The sequence below is a fragment of the Collimonas arenae genome (assembly GCF_000786695.1).
GTDB classification, from domain to species: domain Bacteria; phylum Pseudomonadota; class Gammaproteobacteria; order Burkholderiales; family Burkholderiaceae_D; genus Collimonas; species Collimonas arenae_A.
Window position 1 is genome coordinate 1995574 of sequence record NZ_CP009962.1, and the last position, 25909, is coordinate 2021482.

Sequence of the window (25909 nt, forward strand, 5' to 3'; positions counted from 1 at the left end):
TTTGCTTGGGTTAGGCGAAAGATATTGCCAACGCAATTAGCATTGAACCTGAATAAGTATCATGAGGAGACAACATGAAATTAAGCTGGAAGCAGTTCGCTATTGCACTTTGTTTGTTCCTGGCCGGTTACCTGACATTCAACAACAATCTTTTTGCGCAGACGCCCGAGAAGACCAAGGTCTCCATCGCAGTCGGCGGCAAGAACCTGTTTTACTACCTGCCTTTGACCATCGCCGAGCAGCTCGGCTATTTCAAGGATGAAGGCCTAGATGTACAAATCTCCGATTTCGCCGGTGGCGCCAAGGCCTTGCAGGCTCTGATCGGCGGCAGCGCCGACGTGGTTTCGGGCGCGTTCGAGCACACTATCAGCATGCAGGCCAAGAACCAGCGCATCACTGCGTTCGTGTTGCAAGGCCGGGCGCCGCAAATCGTCATGGGCGTCTCCAACAAGACCATGCCTAACTACAAGACGATTGCCGACCTCAAAGGCAAGAAGATCGGCGTTACCGCACCGGGCTCTTCGACCAGCATGATGTCCAATTTCGTGCTCGCCAAAGGTGGCCTGAAACCAACCGATGTCTCATACATCGGCGTCGGCGCTTCGGCAGGCGCCTTGTCTGCGCTGCGTTCCGGTTCGATCGACGTGATTGTCAATCTCGATCCGCTGATCACCATGATGCAACAGGATAACGAGATCCGGATCATCTCCGACACACGTACCTTGAAAGACACCAACGCTGTCTTCGGCGGTCCGATGCCGGCGGCGACCTTGTACGCTTCCGCCGATTTCATCAAGAAATACCCGAACACCACGCAGGCCCTGACCAATGCCATGGTGCGTGCGTTGAAGTGGCTGCAGAAGGCTGGCCCGGAAGACATTGTTAAAGTCGTGCCGGAAAGCTACCAGCTGGGCGACCGTGCCTTGTACATCGATGCGTTCATGAAGGTGCGCGAAGCGCTTTCGCCAGACGGCCTGATCCCGGACGAAGGGGCGAAAGTCGCCTTGCATACGCTGGAGGCATTCGATCCTGAACTGGCTGGCAAGAATATCGACCTGTCGCAAACTTATACGAATGAGTTTGTAAAGAAGGCTGACGCCAAATACAAGTAATCAAGGGTGCTGTGCGTTTGTCCGTGCGCTAGGTAGCGTGACGGACGGCGTGCAGCGTCGATGTTGCATTGTGAACGGCTCCCGTTGAAATTTTCTTCGGCTCAGGCCGTATCTCTTATGACTTCCGCTTCAATTCCAAGTCCGATTTCGATTCCGGCTCCGGCTCTTTTCCTCGATAACGTCAGTTGCACGTTCGTCTCCAAGGATGATCGCTCGCAACGCTATACCGCGGTGGCCGACACCAGCTTGTCGATTGCGCCGGGTGAGTTCGTGTCCGTGGTCGGTCCGACCGGCTGCGGTAAATCGACCTTGCTGAATGTCGGCGCCGGTTTGTTGCAGCCGTCGTCGGGTAGCGTCAAGGTGTTCGGCGAGCCGTTGGCAGGCATCAATCGCCGCGCCGGCTACATGTTCCAGGCGGAAGCGCTGATGCCCTGGCGCAGTGCGTTGCAAAACGTCATCGCCGGCTTGCAGTATCGCGAAACCGACGAAGCCAAGGCCCGTCAGCTGGGTGAGGAGTGGTTGGCGCGGGTTGGTTTGCAGGGCTTCGGCGACCGCTATCCCCATCAGCTTTCGGGGGGCATGCGCAAGCGCGTGGCGCTGGCGCAGACGCTGATCCTTGATCCCGACATCATTCTCATGGATGAGCCGTTTTCAGCGCTCGATATCCAGACCCGGCAACTGATGGAAAACGAAGTGCTGGAGTTGTGGAGCGCCAAACGTAAAGCGGTGCTGTTCATTACGCATGATCTCGATGAAGCGATCGCCATGTCGGACCGGGTGATCGTGCTGTCGGCAGGGCCGGGCACCCATCCGATAGGGGAGTTCGTGATTGACCTGCCGCGCCCGCGCGATGTGGCTGAGATTCGCAACGAGCCACGCTTTGTCGAGCTGCACCAGCAAATATGGAGCGTGCTGCGGGATGAAGTGCTAAAGGGTTACCAGCAGCAAAAGAAAATCGCTTAGAGGCTGTTGCGAACACAGATGGCTAGGCGCGCCGACGAAGACAGTACGAGCAGTAAGGCCAGGAGGGTGTAGCAGGGATTTCGGACGACACTGTCGTCTGCCTGCGGAACGCCCAGGGCTTGCAAGCCCGGGCGTGCCTAACAAGGGCAACAACGCCAGGTGTGTTCGCAACAGCCTCTTAGCAATAATAAGGACAAGGATAAGCGCAATCATGTGGAAAGCCCTCAAACCTAGTTACAGGAACCTGCGGATCTATCAGTTGCTGGTGCTGCTGCTGTTTTTCGCTCTCTGGCATCTGGCCACGCGCAATCCGCAGACCGCGTTTTTCTTTGGCGAACCGGTCAAGGTTTTGCAGCGTGTCTGGCAATGGTTTACGGTTGGCAGCGGCACATTGGAAATCGGCTTCGGCGATCACACCTGGTTCACGCTGACTTTTCCCGCCGAGATTTATGCGCATTTGCTAGTTACCTTGACTGAGACCATGCTGGCCTTCGGCATCGGTACCGTCTTTGGCCTCGCCGTCGGTTTGTGGCTGGCGCTGTCGCCGCTGACCTCGGCCATTCTCGATCCCTATATCAAGGCTTCCAACGCCATGCCGCGCGTGATCCTGGCGCCAATTTTTGCGATGTGGTTCGGGCTTGGCATCTGGTCCAAGGTGGCGCTGGCGGTGACGCTGGTATTTTTCATCGTGTTCTTCAACGTTTATCAAGGCGTCAGGGAAGTCAGCCCGGTGGTGCTGGCCAACGCCCGCATGCTGGGCGCTAACCAGCGCCAGCTGCTGCGCACGGTGTACCTGCCTTCGGCCACATCCTGGGTGTTTTCGAGTTTGCACACCTCGGTCGGGCTGGCTTTTGTCGGTGTGATCGTCGGCGAATACCTGGGCTCCGCACGTGGCGTCGGCTATCTGATCCTGCAGGCGGAGGGGGCGTTTGACATCAACACGGTGTTTGCCGGCATCCTGGTGCTGACGGCTTTTGCGCTGGTGCTGGATACAGTAGTAGGGATGATCGAGAAGCGCCTGATGAAGTGGCAGCCGAAGAGCGGCGAGACAGAACGTTTGTAAGTCGGATCCTGTGCAGTCGCTTGGCGGCCGCACACGGAGAAGAAAGGAGCGCTCAGCTCCGTTTGAAGCTATCTACCGCAAGCCTGCCGATTGCCGGGTCATCGGTAAAAAAGCCGTCTATGCCAGCTTTCAGGTAAGTCTGGATTTCCGTGACCAAGCCATCAGGATTGCGGGTGGCGGGCAAGCCGTTGCTTTTCAGGTCGGCCGGCAAGAAATTGTTCTCCGGGCGGAAGGTGTAAGGATGCACGCGCAGTCCGGCTTCGTGCGCATTGCTCACCAGCGCGGTAGGTTTGCCCAGGTTGCCTTTGCTGTCTTGCGGAATGATGCTGAGTTTGTAGGGACCGACGCCATCTGCGTAAGCGGCGACTTCCCACATGCCAGCGGCAGTCATCAGGTCGCCATAAGTACGCTTGCTGCCGGCCAGCACAAAGTCTGGCGGTTGTACCTTGGCGTCGTCCATCAATTGAATCAGCTGGTAGTTCGGGTGGCTCTTTCCGATTTTCGTGCGTATCGATTTCAGATTGGCGGTTTCAAATGATTGGATAAAGATGGTAGCGCGTTTGGCGCTGTAGTCGTCTTGCTCCAGCACCGTCAGCAAGCGATCCTCCAGCGGCAGGCCGATCGACTGGAAATAGCTTGGATGCTTGGTTTCCGGATAGAGGTGAATGGTGCGGCCGGTCTTGGCGGACATGCTCTTGGCGAGAGCGATGATCTCCGTCAGGGTAGGAACTTCGAACTGGCCATCGTATTGAGTGTTGTTCGGGCGAATCTGGGGGATTCTTTCCTTGGCGCGTAATTCCTTGATTTCGGCCAGAGTAAAGTCTTCCGTGAACCATCCTTCCAATGCATTGCCATCTATCATTTTTTTGGTTTTACGGTCGGCAAATTTGGCAATAGCAGCAACGTTGGTGGTGCCCGAGATTTCGTTCTCATGGCGGGCTATCAGGAAGCCGTCCTTGGTCGCGACCAAGTCCGGTTCGATGACATCGGCGCCATCTTCTATCGCCTTGGTGTAGGAGGCCAAGGTGTGTTCCGGCCGCAGAGCGCTGGCGCCGCGATGGCCGATCACGAGGATCTGCTTGTTGGACGACAGTTCGCCGCCGCCGCTACCGCAGCCCGAGATGGAAAACACGGCGGCTAACGCCAGAGGCAAGCTAAGGATGTGTATTGGGTTCATGATTGGGCAGAATAGGTTGGGAATAATGGCCGATTCTATAAGTAAGTTGTGACAATGAAATGACAATTTTTCAAGCTCTCACAGGTCGCTAAAGTATGTTTTATAACAATTAAATACAAATCCGATTGCGCATGCCACTAAATGACCTATTCTCATCATGTCATTGTGCTTATGTTGTCTGTTCTCCAATGTAATAAAATGCCGACCCCCAGATGAATGCCCGGCAGGGGCTTTTGATGGATCTTATGGACATCCGCGACCGCCGCCAGCGACTAAAACGGCTGTGTTGGTGGGGGTGTTCCCTGGTTTTTGAGGAGAAATACATGACAAAACTCGACCTTTCGCGTCGTGGTTTTTTGAAGGCCAGCGTGGTGGCCGGGGTATCGGTATATATAGCGCCAATCGGCGGCAAGGCATTTGCCGCTCTGTTCGAAGAAAAAATCCTGACACCCATCCAGTGGGACAGCGGCAGCGGTCAGGTTAAATTCCGTATCGATGGTATCGCCAAGGTCACCGGCGCCAAAGTGTTTGCGCGCGATATACGCGCACGCGACATGCCGCACTGGCCGAACCAGCAGGCGCATGCCTTCATCCTGCGCGCCACCAAGGCCGATCGTAGTTTCCTCGGTTTCGATCTCAGCCTGTTGGGCGATGAGCTGAAACCGGACCGCGTGGTCACCGCCGCCGACCTTGCGCGCGACGGCCTGGCGTTCCCGGCGTTTTATGGCGATGACATGCTGCTGCCGGCCGGCAAGACTCCGGCCTACCTGGGCCATGCCGTGGCCATCCTGATCTATAACGATTTCGCAAGATTCCGTTTCGCCAAAGACAAGCTGCAATTCAAGCATGAAGTGATCCAGTACGGTCCGGTTACAGGGCCGCTGGAGCGCGATCCCTGGGGCACATTCCGTTTTGTGCGGGTGGGCGGCGCCACTTCCTTCGATGACGATGTGTACTCCAGCCTGAAGGATGCGCCGGTATTCCCGAGCATGATGCGTAAGCACCAGCCGGTCTGGCCGGACGGCAAAGAGCACGGCAAACTGGGCGAGCAGGGCATGTTCCATGCCGCCCAGATCCAGGAGCAGCTTGATCATCCGCCGGCTGACTGGCTTGTGATGGAGCGCAACTACAACACGCAGTCGGTGGATACTGCAGCGCTTGAGCCGGACAACGCCAACTGCTGGTATGACAGCGCCAATCAGGCCTTGCACATGGTGGTGCCGACGCAGTCGCCGGCAGAAGTCGTCGACAGTACTGTCGAGATGCTGAAGAAAGCGAAGTTCCCGCTGAAGAAATTATTCCTGCATCCGTGCTATACGGTTGGCTACGGTTCCAAGGATCATTACAACTTCCCGTTCTACGGCCTGCTGACTTCGCTGTATGCGGATAGCAAGCCGGTACGGCTGGCCAACGACCGCTACGAGCAGTTCCAGACATCGATCAAGCGCCACGCCTTCAAGATGCATTACCGGATTGCGGTCGATCGCAAAACGGGCCTGCTGCAATCGTTCAAAGGTGAGTTCGAGGCCAACGGCGGCGGCCGCGCCAATTTCTCGCCATCGGTGGCGATGGTGGGTGCCACTGCAGCGCAATCGATTTACTACTTCCCGAAGAACGACCTGGCCGCTGTCGCCATCGCCAGCCGGGCAATTGACGCCGGTTCGGCACGTGGCTATGGCACCTTGCAAAGCATGGCGGCGACGGAAATGATGATCGACGAAATGGCCGAAAAGCTGAATCTCGATCCGATCGATTTCCGTTTGAAAAACGCGCTGCGCTCCGGCATGAAAAACACCCAGGGTGCGATACCTGCCGGTGCGATCCGGGTCGACGAAGTCCTGCAAAAGGCCAAGATCCATCCTTTGTGGAGCAATCGTGGCAAGAAGAAGGCCGAATACGAGGCGGCTCATCCGGGCTATCGCTACGGCGTCGGCTTTGCCTGCGTGCAGAAGGATTTCGGCACTGGCGCCGAGGCTTCGTTCGCCAAGGTCGAGATCAGCGCAGACGGCCAGATCCACTTGTCGCACAGCGCTGCAGAAATCGGTACCGGCATGTCCACTTCGCAAGCCATCGCTTGCGCCAAATGGCTGGGCAAGCCGGCGCACGAAGTGCGTACCTCGATCACCGACTGGAGCGATTTGCCGGTTGTCACCAGTGGCGATCCTTACATCATGAGCCAGGCCGATCAAGATAAGCTGTCGGCCAATCCGCGCTGGTCGCCTAGTTATTCTTCGCCGTCCAGCGCCACCAATTCGGCCTTTTATTTCACCCACAGCACGCGCGAAGCGGCGCGAGTGATCTTCATGCACGGCTTGTGGCCGGCAGCGATGGCGATCTGGAGCCAGGGTATCGGCGGCGGCCAGGCGGCGCCGCTGGTGATACGGGTTGAGGATGCCCGCTGGGTCGACGGCAAGTTGTCGGCCGCTGGCCTGGAGGCGCTGCCTTACGAACAACTGGTCAAGAAGGCCCATGAACTGGGGCTGGTGACTGGCGCTACGGTGCACGTTTTCAATCGCTGGCAATGGACTGAAGCCGATTTCGAGATTCTCGGCAATGTAGTGCGGGTGCCGCTGGATGGTTTGTCGGTGCGTTACGGCGAGGGCGCCAGCAAGGAGAAAAAAGCCAGGCAGACGACTGGCGGCGGTTACGACTTACTGAACCGCAAAAAGGTATTCATTCCGCCAACCCAGCGTAACAACGCTGCCGTCACGTATTACAGCGCAGTCGGCACGCTGGTCGAACTGGCCGTGCATGAAGCCAGCGGCAAGGTAGAGTTGCTGAGCCACCATTCGATCATGGAATGCGGAAACATGCTGTCGCCGCAACTGGTTTCCGGCCAGCTGCAAGGCGGCCTGGCGATGGGAATCGGCCACGCTTTGCATGAGTTTCTGCCGTTATACGAAGATGGTCCCGGCAATGGCAGCTGGAACTTCAACCGCTACCAGCTGCCGCGCGCCAAGGATGTCGCAGTCTGGACCCAGACCAGCGACATATTGCCGCCGCTGACCGAGACCGATCCGCCCAAAGGCATCGCCGAAGTGGTGATGATTCCGGTCGTCGGCGCCATCGTCAACGGCATTGCCCACGCCATCGGCCATCGATTCACCGACCTGCCGGTAACTCAACAACATATTCAGGAGGCTCTGGCATGAGCATGACCATTCACCCCATCACCATGCATATCAACGGCAAGCCGGTCGGTCCTGTGCCGGTGCCGGAAGGGATCATGATGATCGACTTTCTGCACGAATACCTGGACCTCACCGGTTCGCGTCTCGGCTGCGGCCAAGGTCTTTGTCGCGCTTGCGTGGTGATTCTCGATAAACCGGACGGTAGCAGCGAAGAAGTGCGCTCTTGCATCACCGGCGCGCATTTCTTCGAAGGCAAGAAAGTCCGTACTGTGGAAGGCCATGCCCAGCGCAACGAACAAGGCGAAGTGGTGGCGCTGTCGCCTATCCAGCAGAAATTTCTGGAACATTACAGCTTCCAGTGCGGCTACTGCACGCCGGGCTTCGTCAATGCAGCGACAGTATTGATGGAAAAACTCAAACGCCAGCCGGTCGCCAAGGCGCAGCTGGATGAGACCATTACCGAAGAATTGAACGATCATATCTGCCGTTGTACCGGTTATGTGCGCTACTTCGACGCTGTGAAGGAAGTGGTGCTCAGCACGCCGGGACTGGTAAAGGATGCCAAGTGATGACCAAGGTCCCATCCTTTCGTAAAGCACTGTTCGGCCTGGCCGCGCCGGTGCTGGCGGCAGCGTTGTTGAGCGCTTGTGACAGCGGGAGCAGTTCAGCCGCTTCGGCAACCAGTCAAAGCGCGGTCAAGCCCGGCAGCGCCGACCAGATTGCTCTTGGCCGCTACCTGACCAAGGCAGCGGATTGCGCCGCTTGCCACACTACGGCTACAGGCGCGCCATTCGCCGGCGGCGTCGAACTGGCTTCGCCGTTCGGTAAGTTCTACGGATCCAATATCACGCCGGACAAGCAGCATGGCATTGGCAACTGGAGCGCCGATCAGTTCTACAAGGCGCTGCATGATGGCGTCACGCCGGACAAGCATCTGTATCCGGCGATGCCGTACACCTCGTATCGCTCGATGACCCGCGCCGACAGCGACGCCATCTACGCCTTCCTGATGCAGCAGAAGCCGGTGGCGGTGCCGACCCGTGATCCAGATTTGAAATTTCCTTACAACATGCGCTTTGGCATGATGTTCTGGAATGTGCCTTTCCTCAAAGATCAATTGAGCGATGCTTCCAGCGGCCAGTCGGCCATGTGGCTGCGCGGCCAGTATCTGAGCAATGCCTTAGGCCACTGCGCGGAGTGCCATACGCCACGCGGGAAATTCGGCCAGCTGGATCTGTCGAAATCCTTGACCGGCTCGGCTCTCGGCCGCGTCGCCGCACCGGATATCACGCCGGCCGGCCTGGCGGTAGTGGGCTGGACTGCAGCAGACTTGCAGACTTTCTTCGCCACCGGCATCGCGCCTCAGGGTTCGGCTTACGGCGAGATGTTTCCGGTGGTGCATCTGAGTACGCAGTATCTGAGCAAGGAAGACCTGACTGCGGTCACGACTTATTTGATGGGCGACAAGCCGTTGCCGCCGGAACCGGTCAAGACCATCGCCGCAGACGCCATTGAACTGGACGCCGGCAAGCGTTTGTATACAGCGGTATGCGCCGGCTGCCACGGTTTCCAGGGTGACGGCAAGCCGCACGTTGCGGTCGCGATGAAGGGCAATTCGACGGTACGCAATGCGAATCCGCATAACCTGATCGTAGCGATGCTGGACGGGATCGAAGCGCAAAAATTCCCCGGTACGGAAAGCCTGCAGGATATGCCTGGTTTTGGCGGCCAGCTGAGCGACAAGGAACTGGCGCAGCTGTCCAATTTCCTGCGCGCGACCTGGGGCGGCCAGCCGGCCAACGTCGACGCCGGCCAGATCAAAGCCTTGAGGCTGACTACTGCCGCGCACTAAGCGTTTGCAACTGGTCTTTTGACAGGGTCTACCGTGCAAGCGGTCGATCCTGTTTTTCATTACACTGATAAGAATTAAAAGAGGAATCCAGCGGTATGAATGCAGTCGACTATCAAGTACTGAAGAGCGCCGCCGGCTGGCTACAGCAAGGCAAGCGGGTCGCCATGGTGACCGTGGTCCGCAACTGGGGCTCGGCGCCGCGTCCGCTCGGTTCGCTGTTCGCGATTACCGACGCCGGCGATTTTACCGGCTCGGTGTCGGGCGGCTGTATCGAAGACGACTTGATGCAACGTTTTAACGCCGCATTTCCAGAAAAAATAGAGCTGGTGCGCTACGGTATCAGCGCCGAACAGATGCGCCGTTTCGGCCTGCCTTGCGGCGGTACGCTGGAACTGGTGATCGAGCCGCTGGCCGATGCCGCCGCGCTGACGCCGTTGCTGGAAGCAGTCAGCGGCCGCCGGCTGGTACAACGCCGCCTCGACATGCGTAGCGGCGCGGTCCATATCGAAGCCACCGACGCCGATTTTGCGCTACGTTTTGACGAACAGGAACTGGTGCAGGTATTCGGCCCGCGCTGGCGCTTGCTAATCATTGGCGCCGGCCAGGTATCGGAATACCTGGCGCAGATGGCGCCGGCGCTGGATTTCTCGGTCTACCTGAGCGACCCGCGGGAAGAGCAGCGCCGCAACTGGCAAGCTGACGGCGTCACTTGGCTGGACGGTATGCCGGACGATGTCGTGCTGGCGTTCAAGCCGGACCGCCGGACCGTCATCGTCACTCTGAGCCACGATCCCAAAGTGGACGATATGGCGCTGATGGAAGCCCTGAAAACCGACGCCTTCTACATCGGCGCCATCGGCTCGATGGCAAGCACCGAAGCGCGCAAGGAAAGATTGCTAACGCTGGATGTCAACAGCGAACAGATTGACAGGCTGCATGCGCCGATCGGTTTGCAGATCTGGAGCCGCTCACCGGCGGAGATCGCCGTGTCGGTGCTGGCAGAGCTGGTGATGCTGCGCAATCGCGGCAGCGTGCCGGCCTCGCTTTCCAGCTGCGCGATTGGTGGCAATGATTTACGAATGGTCGACCGGCCTTGATTCTGTATCAAAAGGAAAAGCATGAAGATGACTGATATCCCGTTCGGTACCACTGACTGGGAAAGCGTTGAACGCACCGAGCACAAGGGCGAAAACGGCATGGCGTATTGGCGGACCCGTCATTTCGGCGGTATCCGGGTACGCATGGTGGAATATACACCGGGCTACCTGGCCGATCACTGGTGCGTCAAAGGCCATGTGCTGTTCTGCCTTGAAGGCGAACTGCACACCGAACTCGAGGACGGCCGCAAATTCCTGCTGAAACCGGGGATGAGCTACCAGGTCGCCGATGGTGCGGAGCCGCATAGGTCTTTTACCGAAACCGGCGCGAAGCTGTTCGTGGTCGATTGACCCGTAATTTTGCGCTGTTTCCTTTACTGTCGCGCCCAAGCTGCTAGTATGAAAGTAGACAATCCGCCATAAGCGGGCGTTGTCGATGTCTGGGCCCCGTCACCATGGCGAGACAGGGAACGCCAGGCGGACAGATGGGAGTCCTCCAATGGATTTCGCGATGAATCCGGAGCGGCCGACCAGGAAGCTAGTCGGCTTCAGCGTAGTGCTTCTCATGCATATCGTCGTCGTATATGCATTGGTGACAGGTCTGGCCCGTAAAGTCGTCGAGGTGATCCAGGAGCCGGTCATCACCACGATCATCCCCGAAATCAAGCCCCCGCCACCTCCGCCACCCGAGAAACCGGCGTCGCCACCGCCAAAATCGGCCGCACCGCCGCCACCTTATGTGCCGCCGCCTGAGGTCAAGGTACAGCCGCAGCCACAGGAAAACGTGATTGCCGCTGTCACCAATGTCAAGCCGCCGACCAACGAGCTGCCGACTTCCGTCGCCCAGCCTGCTCCGGCAGCGGTGCCCCAAGCTCCCGCAGGACCGGCGCACACCAGTGCGCGCGTCACGGGGAATTGCGAAAAACCTGAATATCCGCGGACGTCCCTGCGTAACGAAGAACAGGGTACGGTAAATGTGAAACTGATCATCGGCGCCGACGGTAGCGTCGTCGACGCTACGATTGAAAAAAGCAGCGGCTTCAAAGAACTGGATCGGGCTACGCTGAAAGCCTGGAGCCTGTGCCATTTCACTCCCGCCATGGCAGATGGCCAGCCGGTGCAGTCGGCTACCAGAATGGAATATGTCTGGAAAATGGAATGATCCAAGGGGGCAGGCAAGGAGCGGTTGATCCGGCGACGGCGGGTTGGCGGAACATGCTATTGGAAAATTGCGGCGCCGAAGCGGTAGTAGCGTTTGCTTTCCGGCTTTATCTGCCGGCTTTTTCGGCTGCCTGCAAAATCCTGTCACGCACCACACGGATTGCCTGCTTGAGCATGTACACATCCCGGAAGTAGCGCTGTGGAATCTGGATCCGGCTGGCGTTGGCGTCGATGTTTTCGATGTCCTCGCGCCATTGCGCGATCTGCTCCGCTGTCGCCTGCTGGTTCTGCCATATCTCATCTTCCAGCGACTTGATTTCCTGATACCAGACTATCAGCCGGTTTTTCATGCGCGCTTCGAACATGCGTGGAAGCGCATTCAGAAGGCCGAACAGCAGCGCCATGAAGGGCAGCAGGATCAGCAGGCGCCGCTCGATGAAACTAGCCAGCCAGAACGGCAAGTAGCGCTGCAGGAAAGGGCGGCCGGATTTGAAGTAGCGCGTGCTTTCGTCGGATATGGGAAAGTCATCCGTGTTCAGATTGGGGAACACGCCACGTGGCGTGAAATAGTCTTCGCGGGCATGCGCGGAATTGGCCGCTTCCAGCAACAGATAGGCCAGCGCAGGGTGCAGGGTGTCTTTGGAAACCAGCAGTGCGGTGGCAGCCAGCAGCGTCACGTCGGCTTGCGGCAGGTCATCGGCGACGCTGGTCGAGGCGCGCGGGAAGACGATTTTAGAAAGCGAAGGAAATTTCTGCACCAGCGCGTCGGCCTGGGCAAAGCTCATCAGCTTCAGATTGCTGTTGAGCAGCGTTTGCTGCATCGGCGCGTCTGGCCTGCCGATAAAGAAGGCGGCATCCAGCTGGCCGTTTTCAAGGCTCTGATAGGCCTTGTCTGCATCCATTTCCTGCAGGGTAGCGTTATCGCCGTTGACACCGCTGTAGCCAAGCAGCACGCGCGATACCGTCAGCAAGCCGCTGCCGGGAACGCCGATGGAAATCCGCTTGCCGCGCAGTTGCGCCAACCGGTTGATAGCGACGTCGCCGCGATAAAACACCCAGATCGGTTCGTACGACACGGCCGCGATAGTTTGCAGTTGGTCGCTCGGCAACGGCGTGGTGGTGCCGGATTGGATGAAGCCGACTTCATACTCGCTGTCGGGATCCTTCAGCCGTTGATAATTTTCGACAGACCCCGACGAGCTGCGGATATCCAGGTTGATACCTTCGCGCTTCAGCAGCGGCGCATAGCGTGCGGCAAAACCGCTGTAGATACCCTTGTCGGCGCCGGTGGTGATGACAATCGTGCGCTGGATTGCAGGTTTGAGAACGATGACCAGCCCCCAGCCCGCCACGGCCAGCAAAACGATCGCGCCGAATATAAGAAAGCGCAGGCGGCGCAGCGTCATAGGCGGTTTATGGATGCGATGCAGCGCTGGATGATGTCTTGGCATGGTCGATGGAAAGCGCTTGGTTGGGCAACTCGGAAAACCAGACTGCGACTTCAGGATTTACGGCAGAGAGCCTGAGCAGGCCAGGCTCCCGTAGCGTTATACTTTTTTGACAAATTCCGATTTCAGGCTCATCGCCCCAAAACCGTCAATCTTGCAGTCGATGTCGTGATCGCTGTCGACCAGGCGGATGTTCTTTACCTTGGTGCCGACCTTCACCACGCCGCCTGAACCCTTCAGTTTCAGATCCTTGATGACGGTGACGGTATCGCCGTCTTGCAGGACATTGCCGACCGCGTCGCGGTAAACCTTGGCGCCGTCGCCGCCTGCATCGGCAGTCGCCTGTGCCGACCACTCATGCGCGCACTCCGGGCAGATATAGAGGCCGCCGTCTTCATAGGTGAATTCGGAGTTGCATTTGGGACAGGCTGGCAGAGCGTTCATGGTGTTGTCTTTCGGGATAAGGCTGAAACCGTAAAAAGGGTTGCCAGTATACCGCCTGCCATCAAAATTGCCTGTTTTTCCACAGTGGGCGGCACATAAAACAAGGGATTTTTTCTGGCGCACAATGGTCGAAGCTCGGTTGGTTAGAATAATGGCGTCTGCCATTTCATGTTTGAAAGTGCCAAGAGTCCCTATGAAACGACGCATGTTGATCAAATCGCTACTGGCGCTGGGTGCGCTGAGCTCGCTGAGTATTGCCGCCAGCGCCTGGGCCGGTTATAACATCTGGTCCAACGAGTACACGTTTACGCAGCAGCAATTGCAGACCACAATGGCGCGCAAGTTTCCATTGCGCCTGCGCTACGCCGAGGTGTTCAACGTCGACCTGAAGAGTCCGCAATTGAGCCTTAACTCTCCGCAGAACCGCGTGGTGACGCTGGTGAATGTCAGCGTGGTCAGTCCGCTGCTATTGCCGACGCCGTTAAATGGAACGATTACCCTCAGCAGCCGTTTGAAGTACGACCGCGCCGCACGCGCCATCCGCCTCGATAGTCCGACCGTCGACACCATTGATTTCAGCAGCGTACCGCCACAGTACAAGCAGCAATTGAACCAGATTGGCGCTGTGGTTGCCGAGCAAGTGCTGAAGGATTATCCGATTTATACCTTTACAGCCGATGAGCTGCGACTGAACGGCAAAACCTTCGAGCCTGGCGAGATTACCGTGCAGACGGACGGCATCGCGGTGCAGATTAACGAAACCTAGTGCCAGCACACGTTTTGGTTTGAACGCATCTCTCAAATCAAATGTGAACAAGCCTTAGGATTGATTACTCAAGGGCTTGATAAAAGTCACCTTGGTATAAGCCAGGCTGAAACCTGCTCGCTCGGTGTTGCGCGCGCTTGTATTGGCCGGTCGCGCGGTGACGCTGGCGAGCGTGCAACCTGCGTTGCGCGCCGCGGTTAACCTGGCGCGTAAAAGCGCAAGTTGAATCCCGCGTCCTCTATATGCAGGCAGGGTGCTGGCAATGTACAAATGCGCAAGCAAGCCGGCGGGCGTCTCTATCAGGCTCATTCCTGCCGTGCCGGCGACCTGCCCATCCAGGGCCGCGGGAAAAAGCAATGTATCGCTGCGGCGTAGTGCAATCTGCGCCAGCGCTTCCAGCAGAATGCGCGGCCGGTTCACCGTTTGCACTGAAAATCCCGCAACTGAATCCGCGACAAACGTAGCGCCCACCAGCGCTTTATCGCTGCATACCTCGATCCCGGCACTGGCCGTATCGGTATCCGCCGGCGTCAGGTATCTTACGTAAGTATTGCTGAAGGCGTTGGCTGCGTAGCCGCGCTCGGCCAGAATCGCTAGCGTGCTGCCGTGGGTGTGTGGACAAATGTCGATCTGGGTCTCCAGCCCAAGGGCAGCGTACCTGCGTTCGATGTCCTGCAAATCCCCGGCAAGTACTGGCATACCCATGCCAAGTCCCGTAACGTGATTGAGCTTGCGTCCGAAAGCCGGCTCGGTAATGGCAGCAACTCCGCCCGCGACGACAACGACCTGCGATCCGGCATGTTCGCTCAATGTGCGATAGGTCTCGACTTGCCTTGTCAAATGGCTCGCTTCGGCTTGCTCAAGTGCGGAAGCGAGTTCAGGTCCAGTTAAGATCATGGCGGGTACAGGTGGGAGTCGGGAAAGCCTAAGATGTCTGTGAAGCGATATTACGGTGGGCCGGAATTTCAAGCAAGCGCAGAGAAGACCAAGCTCTCGTGATGGAACCGCACCGTCGTGGATTGAGCGCCAATCTGATTTATGATTCCATTCAAAATGTCTGGACAACCCATAAAAATGGAATGGAATTCATGTTTTCTACACTGCGCAATCTTGTTGGTGTTTCCATATTCCTTTGCGCTGGCGGCGTCAGCGCCGGCGTCATGACCGTGCATTTGGACAGGCCGGATTTCTCAGCGGGCAATCCGAATTCATCGTGGATCATGAATCTTCAGGGAGAAATCGATGTCGGCGCGCCGCAGCGCATCGCCGCCGCTTTGCGGCAGACCGGGTCGGCGGGCGTTGACGTCTACCTGGATTCAACCGGCGGCGATTTATTGGCGGGCATGGAAATTGGGCAGCTTCTCCGGAAAGCTGGTGCTGCCACGCATATCGGGCGCTATGTGGCGAGCCGCAATGGCCAAAACGGCGCGCGTCCGGCATCGCCTGTGATTACCGCCGGGGTTTGCTATAGCGCCTGTTCGCTGGCCTTTCTGGGCGGCGTTTATCGCTATGTGAGCGAGGGCTCGCAGTACGGCGTGCATCGCGTATCGCGCTCTTCCGGGCCGGTTGCCGGCGATCTCGACACAGGGCAAATCGTTTCGGCCGGGATCGCGCTACATTCGAGGCATGGGCGTAGGACAGGGCTTGCTTGACCTGCTGGTGCAGAAGGGCGAGCAGGGGATCTACCTGCTGAGCGAGGCGGAGTTGAAGGCGTTGAATGTCGTCAATAATGGCCGGCAAGCCGCCGATTGGGCGCTCGAAGTGGCCGATGGCGGCGAATATCTACGCGGCACGCAAGACACGGCATATGGACGAGGAAGGATTGCGTTCATGTGCGACAAGGACAAAATCCTGATGTTCACCTTTTATCAGGTCGGCGACCAGGCTGCGGGTATGGCGGGCGGCGGCTTGGTTCATTCGTTGATTGTCGACGGCGATATGATGCCCTTGCAGGATCCTGACAGCGTGGTTGCCAATAAAGGCGAGATTCAAACCTTCTTCACGCTGACGCAAGCGCAGGCAAGCCGGATAGCCGCTAGCCATGCGATTGGTCACGCGATGAGGACCGCGCGGGATGCACCTGTTTTCATCGGTTTTCCGTTGGATATTCCTGCCGGCGCTTCGCAAAAAGTGCACGCATTCATCAATAACTGTATTTCCCCGCATCGATAGCGCAATCGTTCTCCACCTGTCTTGCATATGAACATTGCATATGAACAGGCACTAATCCGGCTGATAAATCATCTCCCGCGATTCGCCCATCAGGAATGGCCGGTTCGGCTCGATCACCTCGCGCAGATAGCGCCACAGTGCGGCTACCCGCGCCACGTTGCGGGTTTCGGTCGCCGCCACTAGCCAGAAAGCCCGCTCTATGTCGACCTGTCCATCCAGCACCGGCACCAGATCCTCGCTTTGCTGGGCCAGGAAGCATGGCAAGATCGCCAGCCCCTGGCCGCTGCGCGCTGCGGTGTATTGGGCGATGACGCTGGTGCTGCGAAAGGCGCGGAAGGCGGCCGGGGCGACGTTTTCCTTGTAGCGCAGCTCTTCGCTGAACACCAGGTCGTCGACATAGCCGATGAAAGCGTGGCTGTTCAAGTCTTGTAGCGTCTTGATAGGCGCATGGGTTTCCAGATAGGAACGGGTGGCGTACAGCTTGAGCAGGTAGTCGGTCAGCTTGGTGACGACGTAGTTGCCGCTTTGCGGGCGTTCGATGGTGACGCCGATGTCCGCCTCGCGCTTGGACAGGTTGACAAAGCGCGGCACCGGCAGCAAGTCGACGGTAATGTGCGGGTGGCGCGCGCAGAAATGCGCCAGATGCGGCGCCAGCACAAAGGTGCCGAAACCTTCGGTGGCGCCGAGCCGGACCTGGCCGGAGAGCAGGCGGTTGTGGCCGCTCAGTTCCTCGGCGGCGGCGTACACGGTGCTTTCCATTTTTTCCGCATATTCGATCAGGCGGTGGCCTTCCGCGGTCAGCGTGTAGCCTTGGTTGTTGCGTTCGAACAGCTGGCTGCCGACCTGTTCCTCAAAGCGGCGCATGCGGCGCGATACGGTCGAGTGGTCGATGCCGAGTTTCTTTGCCGCTTCCACCAGCCCCTGGCTACGCGTCAGCTCCAGAAACACCCGTAGGTTGTCCCAGTCCAGCATGGCATTTGTTGATTTCATCTGACCGTCCTCGCTTTGCATAAATGCAAAGCCGTTGTGAATTAATGTCTATTGTCCCAATAATAATGCACATGCAGAATGTCTCTACAGAAAATTTATAAAAATCGGCATGCGGACCGCCCTGACGGCCTATGCTGAAAAACAGGAGACAACGATGACAACGCGTAAGCTGCTTGCAGGTGGTTCGGCTGTGATCTTTTCGTTAATGGCTTTGGCGGCGGCCGGGCATGCCCTGGCGCAGGATAGCGATGTGTACAAGGTCGGCATCCTGACCGACATGTCGGGCCCGTACTCGGCGATGGGTGGTCCGGGTTCGGTAGTGGCAGCCAAGATGGCCATCGAGGATTGCATGAAGGCTGAATGCAAGGGCATGAAAATCGAGTTGCTAACGGCTGATCATCAAAACAAGGCCGATATTGGGGCTTCCAAGGCGCGTGAATGGATAGACCGCGACAAGGTCGATGCGATTGCCGACCTGACCAACTCTTCGGTGGCGCTGGCAGTGCAACGCCTGATCCGCGACAAAGGCGGCATCGCCATGTACAGCGGCCCAGCCACGACAGTACTGACCAACGCAGAATGCGCGCCTAACGGTTTCCACTGGATGTTCGACACTTACTCGCAGGCGGCGGGCGCCGCTGCCGCATTAACCAAGATGGGCCAGAAGTCATGGTATTTCGTGACCGTTGATTACGCCTTCGGCCAGTCGCTGGAGAAAGATGCGGGCGACGTCGTCAAGAGCCTGGGCGGCACCGTGGTCGGTTCGATCCGCCATCCTTTGAACGCCAGCGATCTTTCCTCGTTCCTGCTGCAGGCGCAGAGTTCGAAAGCGCAAGTGATCGGCCTGGCGAACGGCGGTCAGGATACGGTCAACGCGATCAAGCAGGCGCGTTCATTTGGCGTTGGCACCAAGAACCAGCGCCTGGCGGCCTTGCTAGTGTTCTTGTCGGATGTCCATGCGCTCGGTCTCAACGATGCGCAAGGCTTGATTTATACCGACGGTTTCTACTGGGATTTCGACAACGATACGCGCGCTTTCTCCAAGCGCTTCGAAGCGCTGGACAAAGGCAACAAGCCAACCATGGTGCATGCCGGCGTCTACTCCAGCGTCTATCACTACCTGAAAGCCGCGGCGGCCACCAAATCGCATGACTGGAAAGTGGTTACGCAAAAAATGCGCGAGATCCCGATTCATGACGCAGTCATGCGCAATGCCTCGATCCGTCCGGACGGCCGGGTGATCCATGACATGTACTTGTACCAGGTTAAAACGCCGGCCGAATCGAAAGCGCCTTGGGATTACCTCAAGCTGCTGTCGACAATCCCTGCGCAACAAGCGTTCAAGCCAATGGATGCTTCTTGTTCCTTGGCGAAATAAGGACTCGGCCTTGCCGATTTTATAGATGTTGAATTTTCATTTCTGAGGTTTGATCATGTCCACCGCAACTATCCCAAACGTCCCGCTGTACATCGGCGGCAAAGCCGTGCAATCCGCCAGCACCGAATGGCGTGACGTTCTCAATCCGGCCACGCAGGAAGTCGTGGCGCGAGTGCCGTTCGCAACCAAGGCGGAAGTCGACCACGCGGTAGCCAACGCCAAGCAGGCGTTCGCCACCTGGCGCAACACATCGCTGGCGCAGCGCATGCGCATCATGCTCAAGTTCCAACAGCTGCTGCGTGAAAACATTGCGCCGCTGGCTGAACTGATCACCCGTGAGCACGGCAAGACCTTGCCGGATGCCGAAGGCGAAGTCATGCGCGGTCTGGAAGTGGTTGAGCACGCCTGTTCCATCACGTCGCTGCAGTTGGGTGAACTGGCTGAGAATGCAGCCACCGGCGTCGATGTCTATACCATCAACCAGCCGCTCGGCGTCGGCGCCGGCATCACCGCGTTCAATTTCCCGGTGATGCTGCCTTGCTTCATGTTCCCGGTGGCGGTCGCTTGTGGCAATACCTTTATCCTCAAGCCGTCCGAGCAAGATCCTTCGTCATCGCTGTTCCTGGTCGAACTGGCGCAGCAGGCAGGCTTGCCGCCGGGCGTGTTGAACGTGGTGCATGGCGGCCCCGATGTGGCCAACATGCTGTGCGACCATCCTGATATCAAGGCAATTTCCTTTATCGGCTCGACCCATGTCGGTACCCATATCTATCGCCGCGCCGGTGAGGCCGGCAAGCGTGCGCAATGCATGATGGGCGCGAAAAACCATTGCATAGTGTTACCGGATGCGAATAAGGACCAAGCCATCAATAATCTGCTGGGTGCGGCGTTTGGCGCGGCCGGCCAGCGTTGCATGGCGAACTCGATGGTGCTGCTGGTCGGCAAGGCACGCTCATGGTTGCCGGAAATCGTCGAGCGCTCGCGCGGCCTGAAAATCGGTCCGGGCAGCGATCGCAAAGCCGACCTCGGTCCGATGGTTTCGAAAGCCGCCAAGGCGCGCACTGAGCGCCTGATCGGTTCCGGCGTGGAACAGGGCGCACAGCTGCTGCTGGACGGCCGCAACTGTCAGGTTGACGGTTACCCCGACGGCAATTTCGTCGGCCCGACGATTTTCTCCGGCGTCACTGCGGAAATGGATATTTATACGCAAGAGATCTTCGGCCCGGCCATGTGCGTAGTTGAGTTGGAAACGCTAGACGAGGCGATCGCTTTTATCAACGCCAATCCGAACGGTAACGGCACGTCGATCTTCACCTCGTCGGGCTGGTCGGCACGCAAGTTCCAGAACGAGATCGACGTTGGCCAGGTTGGCATTAACGTACCGATTCCTGTGCCGGTTGCTTATTTCAGTTTCACAGGCTCACGGGCTTCGAAGCTGGGCGATCTCGGTCCGAACGGCAAGCAGGCGGTGCAATTCTGGACGCAGACCAAGACAGTGACCGCGCGCTGGTTTGCGCCGGACGCCGATGGCGGTGAAATCAACACGACAATCTCCATGAAATGATTTCGTAGCCTGGGTTAGCCAAGCTAACCCAGGCAGCTGAACGAAGCGATACAAGATCACTAAAAGAGAGGCATGACATGAATCACGAAATCGTTTTTATCGGCCTGGGCAATATGGGCCTGCCAATGGCGCTAAACCTGGTCAAGGCCGGGCATAAAGTCAGCGGCCATGACCTGGTCGCCGCCAGCGTCGAGAAATTTGCCGCTGGCGGCGGCAGCACAGGCAACGACCTGGCTGCAGCGGTTGGCGCTGCCAAGGTTGTCATCACCATGCTGCCGGCCAGCCGTCACGTCGAATCGGCCTATCTTGGCGCCAGCGGTATCCTGGCGCAGGCCGCGCCAGACACCTTGTTGATCGACTGTTCCACCATCGCCCCGGATGCTGCGCGCAAGGTCGCGGCAGCGGCCCGCGACAAGGGGTTCACCATGCTTGATGCGCCGGTTTCCGGCGGCACCGGCGGGGCGCTGGCGGGCACGCTGACCTTCATGGTCGGCGGTTCGGATGAGGGTTTCGCCGCGGCAAAGCCTTATCTGGAGAAAATGGGCAAGGCGATCTTTCACGCAGGCGACAACGGCAGCGGCCAGACCGTCAAGGTGTGCAACAACATGCTGCTGGGAATACTGATGATCGGCACCTCGGAAGCGATCCGGCTGGGTATGGCGAACGGCATGGATCCCAAGGTGCTGTCGGAAATCATGGCCAAGAGCTCGGGGCGTAACTGGGCGCTGGAAGTGTACAACCCTTGTCCCGGCGTGATGGAAAATGCGCCCGCATCGAAAGGCTATAGCGGCGGCTTCGGCGTTGACCTGATGCTGAAGGACCTGGGGCTGGCAGTGGAAAACTCCCTGTCCACCGGCAGCAGCGTGCCGCTCGGCGCCATGGCGCGTAACCTGTACGACATTCACAGCAAGAGCGGCGCCGGCGGCCTGGATTTTTCCAGCATCTTCAATATGCTGGCCAAGGCTGAATGAGTTTGAGTCGTTGATCAGCCCGATTTGAGCAGGCGCTTGCGCTCTGCCGTGTAGGACCACCACGGCAGCGGCTCAGCGCCTTCCATGTAGCGCACCGCCGACATGAAAACATCGATCACGCATGGATCATGGCGGGCGCCGGTCTTGGCGCACAGCGCCTCATACATCTGTAGCGGCGATTTCCCGATGAGTTGCTCTGGCTGCAGAATCCCGATGCAGCGCAGATCGGCAGCGCCGGCCTTGCCGATGTTTGGCAAATCCTCCAGCTGCGTTATAGCGTCTCTTTCCAGGTATTTAGGCATGGTGTTTCTGTTAATTGTTTGAATGACATTCCACGCGCGCCGATACTACTATCATAAACATATGCAAAGATAGTCGTTGCACGATTATCTGTATGGAATATAATTACAGTATGAAGTCCAGTCGATTTGCCGTCGCGGCGCATATTTTAGTCAGCGTGGAATACGCCACCAGAGGTGGGGAGGTGTATTTCCCGTCCACGGCTATCGCGACCAGCGTCAATACTAATCCTGTTTTCGTGCGTGAGCTGTTGCGCAAGCTGAGCAAGGCCAGGCTGGTAGTGACTAAGGAAGGCAAAGGCGGCGGCGTGCAACTGGCGCGCCCAGCGTCGGCCATCAGTCTGGCGGAGATTTACCAGGCGGTGGAAGAGGGGCCGGTGCTTAAGCATAATACGCGTTCGAAGGATCTTTGCTGTCCTGTCAGCTGTGGCATGGACATGGTGCTCGATCCGGTAGTGTCGGAAGTTGAAAGCGCCTTGCTGGGAATTCTGCGGGAAAGAAAATTGTCCGAGCTGGTCAACAAGATTGTTGACAAGAGTAGTAAATAATCTGATTTTTTGTTTTCAAGTGTTCAATTGTTGCGGGGTCATTTCGATCCCATTTTTATATTCTTAACTGTATTAAATAATATTACAGTTTAATTGAGGCGGCCCGGCCTTGATGCAAATGCAGTACAGCCGGCAGGCGATGTCATGCCGGCTTTCTGAGATTCAGTTCACGCATTCAGTTAATTTTAGCGCTGGGTTCAAGTTCAGGCGAAGGGGAAATACATGGAAAAAAATCTGGCTGCGCTCAGCGCACAAAACGACAGCTTGCTCGATATGCCGCCCGCGCATGTCACGACCGGCGAGGCATCGCCGCTACGCGCCTGGTTGTCGGTAGTGTCGGTGGCAATCGGCGCTTTCGCTTTTGTGACGACCGAATTCCTGCCGGTAGGCCTGCTGCCGCAGATCGCTGCCGATCTTGGCGTTTTGCCAGGCACCGCAGGATTGATGGTCACTACGCCCGGCATTATCGCCGCCATTTCAGCGCCGGGTTTGATGCTGGGGGCGGGGCGCATCGACCGTCGCATTATTCTGCTGGTGTTATCGATCTTGCTGCTGGCGTCGAACCTGATCTCCGCTTTCGCTCCAAGTTTTGGTATCATGTTGCTGGGGCGTGCCTTGCTTGGTGCAGCGCTCGGTGGCTTCTGGACATTGGCGCTGGCGACCTCGGGACGGCTGGTGCGGCAAGAGCATGCGGCCAAGGCGACGGCGATGATACTGAGCGGCGTTACCTTCGCCACCGTGCTAGGCGTGCCGCTCGGAACGTTTATCAGCGGGCTGTATTCCTGGCGCGCATCTTTTATCGCGACCGGTATCCTTGCTGCCGTCGCTCTGGCTGCGCAAGCATTGTTGCTGCCGGCCTTGCCGTCCAAAGCCGCAATCCGCTTTAGCGATCTGCGGGCTTTGCTGGGGCGTGCTACTGCGCGTAAAAGCCTGTTGATGGTGGCGCTGGTGTTTGGTGCACATTTTTCGTCTTACACCTATATCACGCCGTTTCTCGTACAAAACAACTTCAGCCTGTCGGCCATCACCACGATTTTGTTAGGTTTCGGTTTTGTCGGATTTGTCTCCAACCTGGCGATCTCGACCACCGTAACGCGTCATCTCCAGGCTTCGCTGTTCGGCATGGTTGCGATTTTATTGGTGGCTCTGGTAGCGCTGCCGCTGGTGCACACGTCGATCGCCGGGGTCTCGCTGATGGTGCTGGCGTGGGGCATTGCTTTCGGCGCGATTCCCCTGTGTCTCAGTATCTGGCTGCAACTGTCCTCGCCGGATCTGCCTGAAGCCGGTTCGGCGCTGTTTGTCAGCATCGTGCAGGTAGCGATTGCGTTGGGGTCGTTCACCGGCGGCGTGGTGGTTGATGCGGTAGGGATTCCAGCCACGCTGTGGCTGGGCGGTTTCCTGGCGCTGGCAAGCCTGGTAGTGATCGCCAGTTTCGGGATGGGTAACAAGAAGCTGGCCGATATATTGTCTAGATAAGGCAGTGGCGAATCAACTACCCGTCATGCTTTGTTGCACGAGCACAGAGGATCAGGGGTGGTTGGCGGGTTTGTTGCGGAAGTTGTTACTGGAGTTCGAGCCATGAGCCTTTCTTGCTTGCGCTCTTCAGTGAGTCGAGCACTAATTTGTGCGAACGCCCATTCAATTTTTGCGTCAGCCAATTTGTAGTGCCGTGATTTCTTGCAGGAGATTTTGCTGTGAATTGCGGGTGCCGGTGTAATTGATCGATCGTTCTATATTTCTGTATGGGCGTAAAAAAACGCTGCGAATAAATCGGCAGCGTTTTTTTTGCATGCGAGGAAGGTATTAGACCCGCTTCTTGAACTCGTTTGTGCGCGTGTCGATTTCGATCGTGTCTTCGGAGCTGACAAACAGTGGCACCATGACGATGTGCTGATGGGCTTCGATGGCGTTTTCAATCTTGGCTTCTTTCAGGACGTTGCCTGAAGTGTTGCCTTTGACGGCTGGCTCAGAGTAGATCACCTGACGTGCGATAGTTGTCGGCAGTTCAACCGAAATGGCCTTGCCGTCATAGAACACGGCTTCGCATTCCATACCGTCTTTCAGGTAGTGCAGGGCGTCGCCCAGGTTTTCTTCTTCGATTTCGTATTGTTCGTAGTCAGCATCCATGAACACGAACAGCGGGTCGGCGAAGTACGAATAAGTGACTGGCTTCTTGTCGAGCACGACCACGTCGAACTTGTCGTCGCCGCGGAAAACGTTTTCCTGCGGGCTGTTGGTCAGCAGGTTCTTCATCTTCCACTTGTAGGTGAAGCCCGTGCGGCTCGAGCCGTTGACGTCAGAGCGCAGGACGATCATAGGCTTGCTGTCAACCATGATAATGTTGCCGACACGAATTTCTTTTGCTGGTTTCATAGCGAATATACGTAAAAAGTAGGTTGCATAAAAATCATCTGTAGCCTACTGGTAAATAGCACCGCAAGCCCACGTATGATTGAATTTTAGAATGCGTCAAAAATTAGCCCTATATTTTAACCTATTTTTCAATGCCCCTTACCTAACTGTTTCGGCAAACCTTAGTAAATTGGATGCCAGGTCGCCATTTGCCAACATTTTCTGCTGCCAGTCCGTAGATAATTCGGCAATTTTCGGCAAATCCGCCTCAAATTGGGGCCAGATTGCGGACCAGTCAACGCTTTCCTTGGCGGCGGCATTCCAGCCTAGCGAGAATGCGAGCAGGCTCCCGGTTTTGGCCGTCGTCGCTTGCAGGAAGGCGTTCAGTTTGACGTGATGCAAGTTTTCGTCTTGCGGGTAGATGTGCCAGACGAACGGTTTTCCTGCCCACTGGGCGCGGACAAAGGAGTCTTCGCCCCGCACAAAATTGAGATCGCAGGCCCATAACAATTTGTCGTAGTCCGGCTGCGGCACGAACGGTAGCACGTGCACGGTCAACGCGCGGTGGGTCGCGCTGATGCCGGCTGCCGCTGCCTGGCCGACGAAGGCTTGGACGGCATCGGCGGCAACCCCTTCCGGCACAAGGCAGGTGATCGGTTTGGCGTTGCGTTGCCAGACTGCGAACAATTCAGCAACCGGGGCTTGCGGATAACAGAACAGAGAAATCTTCAGGGAAGTCATCTCTGCAGGCGTCACGCCGAAGCGGCCAAGAAAGGCTGCCATTGCTGCGGGATCTTGCTGGAACGCCTGGCGCTCTTGTTGCAAACTGGATTCGTGCAGCAAGCCACCGGTGCGGTTAGTGAAACCGGGAAAGAAAAAATATTTTGTCAAAGACAGCGGTTGAGGCGAGGACAGGGTATGGCAACCTTCTACCCAGGTTTCCGCGCTCAGGCCTTCCAGGTTGAGCCATACAGGGCGCTGCGTCCGCTGCGACATCGCCTTGATATAGCCGGGGGGGATGTCGCAGGCAAAGAATTCGATCACGATATCGGCGACGTCATCGGCGGCAAAGGCGCCATCCTGATCGCGCCAGTGCCTTACCGTCACGGCGTTGACCTGTTGCATTTCATGATCGATGGCGAGCTCCGGGCAAATACGCCGGAAACTTCGCAGGTCGTCTACCCACAGCGTCACGGCGACGCCATGTTCCTGCTCCAGTTGCCGCGCCAGACGCCAGCAAATCCCGATATCGCCGTAGTTGTCGACGACTTTGCAAAACAGGGCGAGCGAGGTTTGGGGATGCATTTTGAGATGGTTCAAGATTCAGATTTCAACAGTAGCCGGTTTTTTATTGTCCGGTGGTTTTGCATTTTGCCGGGTAGTGCAATAATGCCGTCCCCGCATGATACCTGACGACGAGG

General features: G+C 57.5%; 25 protein-coding genes. 17 read left to right on the forward strand and 8 right to left on the reverse strand.

What is annotated here, in order from left to right; all coding sequences use genetic code 11:
* The first annotated feature begins 74 nt into the window (after positions 1-74).
* The 3 genes from LT85_RS09080 (at position 75) to LT85_RS09090 (ending at position 3138) form a co-directional block, all read left to right on the forward strand.
* Positions 75-1112 (forward strand): ABC transporter substrate-binding protein, encoded by a 1038-nt coding sequence (locus tag LT85_RS09080; RefSeq protein ID WP_038487685.1) that lies wholly within the window; start codon positions 75-77, stop codon positions 1110-1112.
* A gap of 117 nt (positions 1113-1229) precedes the next feature.
* Complete coding sequence (locus tag LT85_RS09085; RefSeq protein ID WP_052134948.1) at positions 1230-2075, forward strand: ABC transporter ATP-binding protein; 846 nt, start codon at positions 1230-1232, stop codon at positions 2073-2075.
* Between the two features lie 211 nt (positions 2076-2286).
* Entirely contained in the window at positions 2287-3138 is an 852-nt protein-coding gene (locus LT85_RS09090; protein ID WP_038487688.1) for an ABC transporter permease, read from the forward strand.
* A gap of 52 nt (positions 3139-3190) precedes the next feature.
* On the opposite strand, the gene LT85_RS09095 is transcribed toward LT85_RS09090, so the two are convergent.
* The gene (locus tag LT85_RS09095) at positions 3191-4315 is read right to left on the reverse strand and encodes a glycerophosphodiester phosphodiesterase (RefSeq protein WP_038487690.1); all 1125 of its coding nucleotides are present in this window, start codon (positions 4313-4315) and stop codon (positions 3191-3193) included.
* Between the two features lie 323 nt (positions 4316-4638).
* Here LT85_RS09095 and LT85_RS09100 point away from each other — a divergent pair, with 323 nt between their 5' ends.
* From LT85_RS09100 to LT85_RS09125, 6 genes are all read left to right on the forward strand, one after another.
* On the forward strand, positions 4639-7467 hold the full coding sequence (locus LT85_RS09100; RefSeq protein ID WP_038487694.1) for a xanthine dehydrogenase family protein molybdopterin-binding subunit: 2829 nt from the start codon (positions 4639-4641) through the stop codon (positions 7465-7467).
* Positions 7464-8015, forward strand: a complete 552-nt coding sequence (locus LT85_RS09105) for a (2Fe-2S)-binding protein (RefSeq protein WP_038487697.1) — start codon at positions 7464-7466, stop codon at positions 8013-8015. The genes LT85_RS09100 and LT85_RS09105 overlap by 4 nt, the downstream gene beginning before the upstream one ends.
* Positions 8015-9298, forward strand: a complete 1284-nt coding sequence (locus LT85_RS09110; RefSeq protein ID WP_038487700.1) for a c-type cytochrome — start codon at positions 8015-8017, stop codon at positions 9296-9298. The genes LT85_RS09105 and LT85_RS09110 overlap by 1 nt, the downstream gene beginning before the upstream one ends.
* Before the next feature lie 95 nt (positions 9299-9393).
* Positions 9394-10395 carry an XdhC family protein gene (locus LT85_RS09115; protein ID WP_038487704.1) on the forward strand — a complete coding sequence of 334 codons (1002 nt, stop codon included), beginning with the start codon at positions 9394-9396 and terminating at the stop codon, positions 10393-10395.
* A gap of 21 nt (positions 10396-10416) precedes the next feature.
* Positions 10417-10746, forward strand: a complete 330-nt coding sequence (locus tag LT85_RS09120) for a DHCW motif cupin fold protein (RefSeq protein ID WP_038487707.1) — start codon at positions 10417-10419, stop codon at positions 10744-10746.
* Positions 10747-10894: 148 nt separating this feature from the next.
* Positions 10895-11557 carry an energy transducer TonB gene (locus LT85_RS09125; RefSeq protein WP_038487710.1) on the forward strand — a complete coding sequence of 221 codons (663 nt, stop codon included), beginning with the start codon at positions 10895-10897 and terminating at the stop codon, positions 11555-11557.
* Positions 11558-11663: 106 nt separating this feature from the next.
* On the opposite strand, the gene LT85_RS09130 is transcribed toward LT85_RS09125, so the two are convergent.
* Positions 11664-12962 (reverse strand): TAXI family TRAP transporter solute-binding subunit, encoded by a 1299-nt coding sequence (locus LT85_RS09130; RefSeq protein ID WP_038495620.1) that lies wholly within the window; start codon positions 12960-12962, stop codon positions 11664-11666.
* Positions 12963-13103: 141 nt separating this feature from the next.
* Positions 13104-13448, reverse strand: coding sequence for a zinc ribbon domain-containing protein YjdM (locus tag LT85_RS09135; RefSeq protein ID WP_038495623.1), 345 nt, complete (start codon positions 13446-13448; stop codon positions 13104-13106).
* Positions 13449-13641: 193 nt separating this feature from the next.
* On the opposite strand from LT85_RS09135, the gene LT85_RS09140 reads away from it, so the two are divergent.
* Positions 13642-14214, forward strand: a complete 573-nt coding sequence (locus LT85_RS09140) for a DUF1439 domain-containing protein (RefSeq protein WP_038487712.1) — start codon at positions 13642-13644, stop codon at positions 14212-14214.
* A 54-nt stretch (positions 14215-14268) separates the two neighbouring features.
* Here the strand turns inward: LT85_RS09140 and LT85_RS09145 are convergent, their stop codons facing one another.
* Positions 14269-15111, reverse strand: a complete 843-nt coding sequence (locus LT85_RS09145; RefSeq protein WP_081992195.1) for a GNAT family N-acetyltransferase — start codon at positions 15109-15111, stop codon at positions 14269-14271.
* A 98-nt stretch (positions 15112-15209) separates the two neighbouring features.
* Here LT85_RS09145 and LT85_RS27105 point away from each other — a divergent pair, with 98 nt between their 5' ends.
* Positions 15210-15866 carry a hypothetical protein gene (locus tag LT85_RS27105; RefSeq protein WP_253273704.1) on the forward strand — a complete coding sequence of 219 codons (657 nt, stop codon included), beginning with the start codon at positions 15210-15212 and terminating at the stop codon, positions 15864-15866.
* Entirely contained in the window at positions 15859-16386 is a 528-nt protein-coding gene (locus tag LT85_RS27110) for a hypothetical protein (protein ID WP_253273705.1), read from the forward strand. Before LT85_RS27105 ends, LT85_RS27110 begins: the two co-directional genes overlap by 8 nt.
* 51 nt (positions 16387-16437) lie before the next feature.
* On the opposite strand, the gene LT85_RS09160 is transcribed toward LT85_RS27110, so the two are convergent.
* Positions 16438-17358, reverse strand: coding sequence for a LysR family transcriptional regulator (locus LT85_RS09160; RefSeq protein ID WP_038495625.1), 921 nt, complete (start codon positions 17356-17358; stop codon positions 16438-16440).
* Positions 17359-17530: 172 nt separating this feature from the next.
* Between LT85_RS09160 and LT85_RS09165 the strand changes: the two genes are divergently transcribed.
* The 3 genes from LT85_RS09165 to mmsB all read left to right on the forward strand — a co-directional run bounded on the left by LT85_RS09165 (position 17531) and on the right by mmsB (position 21289).
* The gene (locus LT85_RS09165; protein ID WP_038495628.1) at positions 17531-18754 is read left to right on the forward strand and encodes an ABC transporter substrate-binding protein; all 1224 of its coding nucleotides are present in this window, start codon (positions 17531-17533) and stop codon (positions 18752-18754) included.
* Positions 18755-18809: 55 nt separating this feature from the next.
* Positions 18810-20318: a CoA-acylating methylmalonate-semialdehyde dehydrogenase gene (locus LT85_RS09170; RefSeq protein WP_038487725.1), complete on the forward strand. Its 1509-nt coding sequence runs from the start codon at positions 18810-18812 to the stop codon at positions 20316-20318.
* Positions 20319-20395: 77 nt separating this feature from the next.
* The gene (mmsB, locus tag LT85_RS09175) at positions 20396-21289 is read left to right on the forward strand and encodes a 3-hydroxyisobutyrate dehydrogenase (RefSeq protein WP_038487728.1); all 894 of its coding nucleotides are present in this window, start codon (positions 20396-20398) and stop codon (positions 21287-21289) included.
* A 14-nt stretch (positions 21290-21303) separates the two neighbouring features.
* Here mmsB and LT85_RS09180 read toward each other — a convergent pair whose 3' ends face one another.
* Positions 21304-21591 (reverse strand): helix-hairpin-helix domain-containing protein, encoded by a 288-nt coding sequence (locus LT85_RS09180; protein ID WP_038487732.1) that lies wholly within the window; start codon positions 21589-21591, stop codon positions 21304-21306.
* Positions 21592-21701: 110 nt separating this feature from the next.
* On the opposite strand from LT85_RS09180, the gene LT85_RS09185 reads away from it, so the two are divergent.
* Both LT85_RS09185 and LT85_RS09190 read left to right on the forward strand, forming a co-directional pair.
* Positions 21702-22136 (forward strand): Rrf2 family transcriptional regulator, encoded by a 435-nt coding sequence (locus LT85_RS09185; RefSeq protein WP_038495631.1) that lies wholly within the window; start codon positions 21702-21704, stop codon positions 22134-22136.
* A gap of 222 nt (positions 22137-22358) precedes the next feature.
* Positions 22359-23612, forward strand: a complete 1254-nt coding sequence (locus LT85_RS09190) for an MFS transporter (RefSeq protein WP_081992198.1) — start codon at positions 22359-22361, stop codon at positions 23610-23612.
* A 327-nt stretch (positions 23613-23939) separates the two neighbouring features.
* On the opposite strand, the gene LT85_RS09195 is transcribed toward LT85_RS09190, so the two are convergent.
* Both LT85_RS09195 and earP read right to left on the reverse strand, forming a co-directional pair.
* Positions 23940-24509 (reverse strand): elongation factor P, encoded by a 570-nt coding sequence (locus LT85_RS09195; RefSeq protein ID WP_038487736.1) that lies wholly within the window; start codon positions 24507-24509, stop codon positions 23940-23942.
* Positions 24510-24647: 138 nt separating this feature from the next.
* Positions 24648-25793, reverse strand: a complete 1146-nt coding sequence (gene earP, locus LT85_RS09200) for an elongation factor P maturation arginine rhamnosyltransferase EarP (protein ID WP_038487739.1) — start codon at positions 25791-25793, stop codon at positions 24648-24650.
* Positions 25794-25909: the final 116 nt, after the last annotated feature.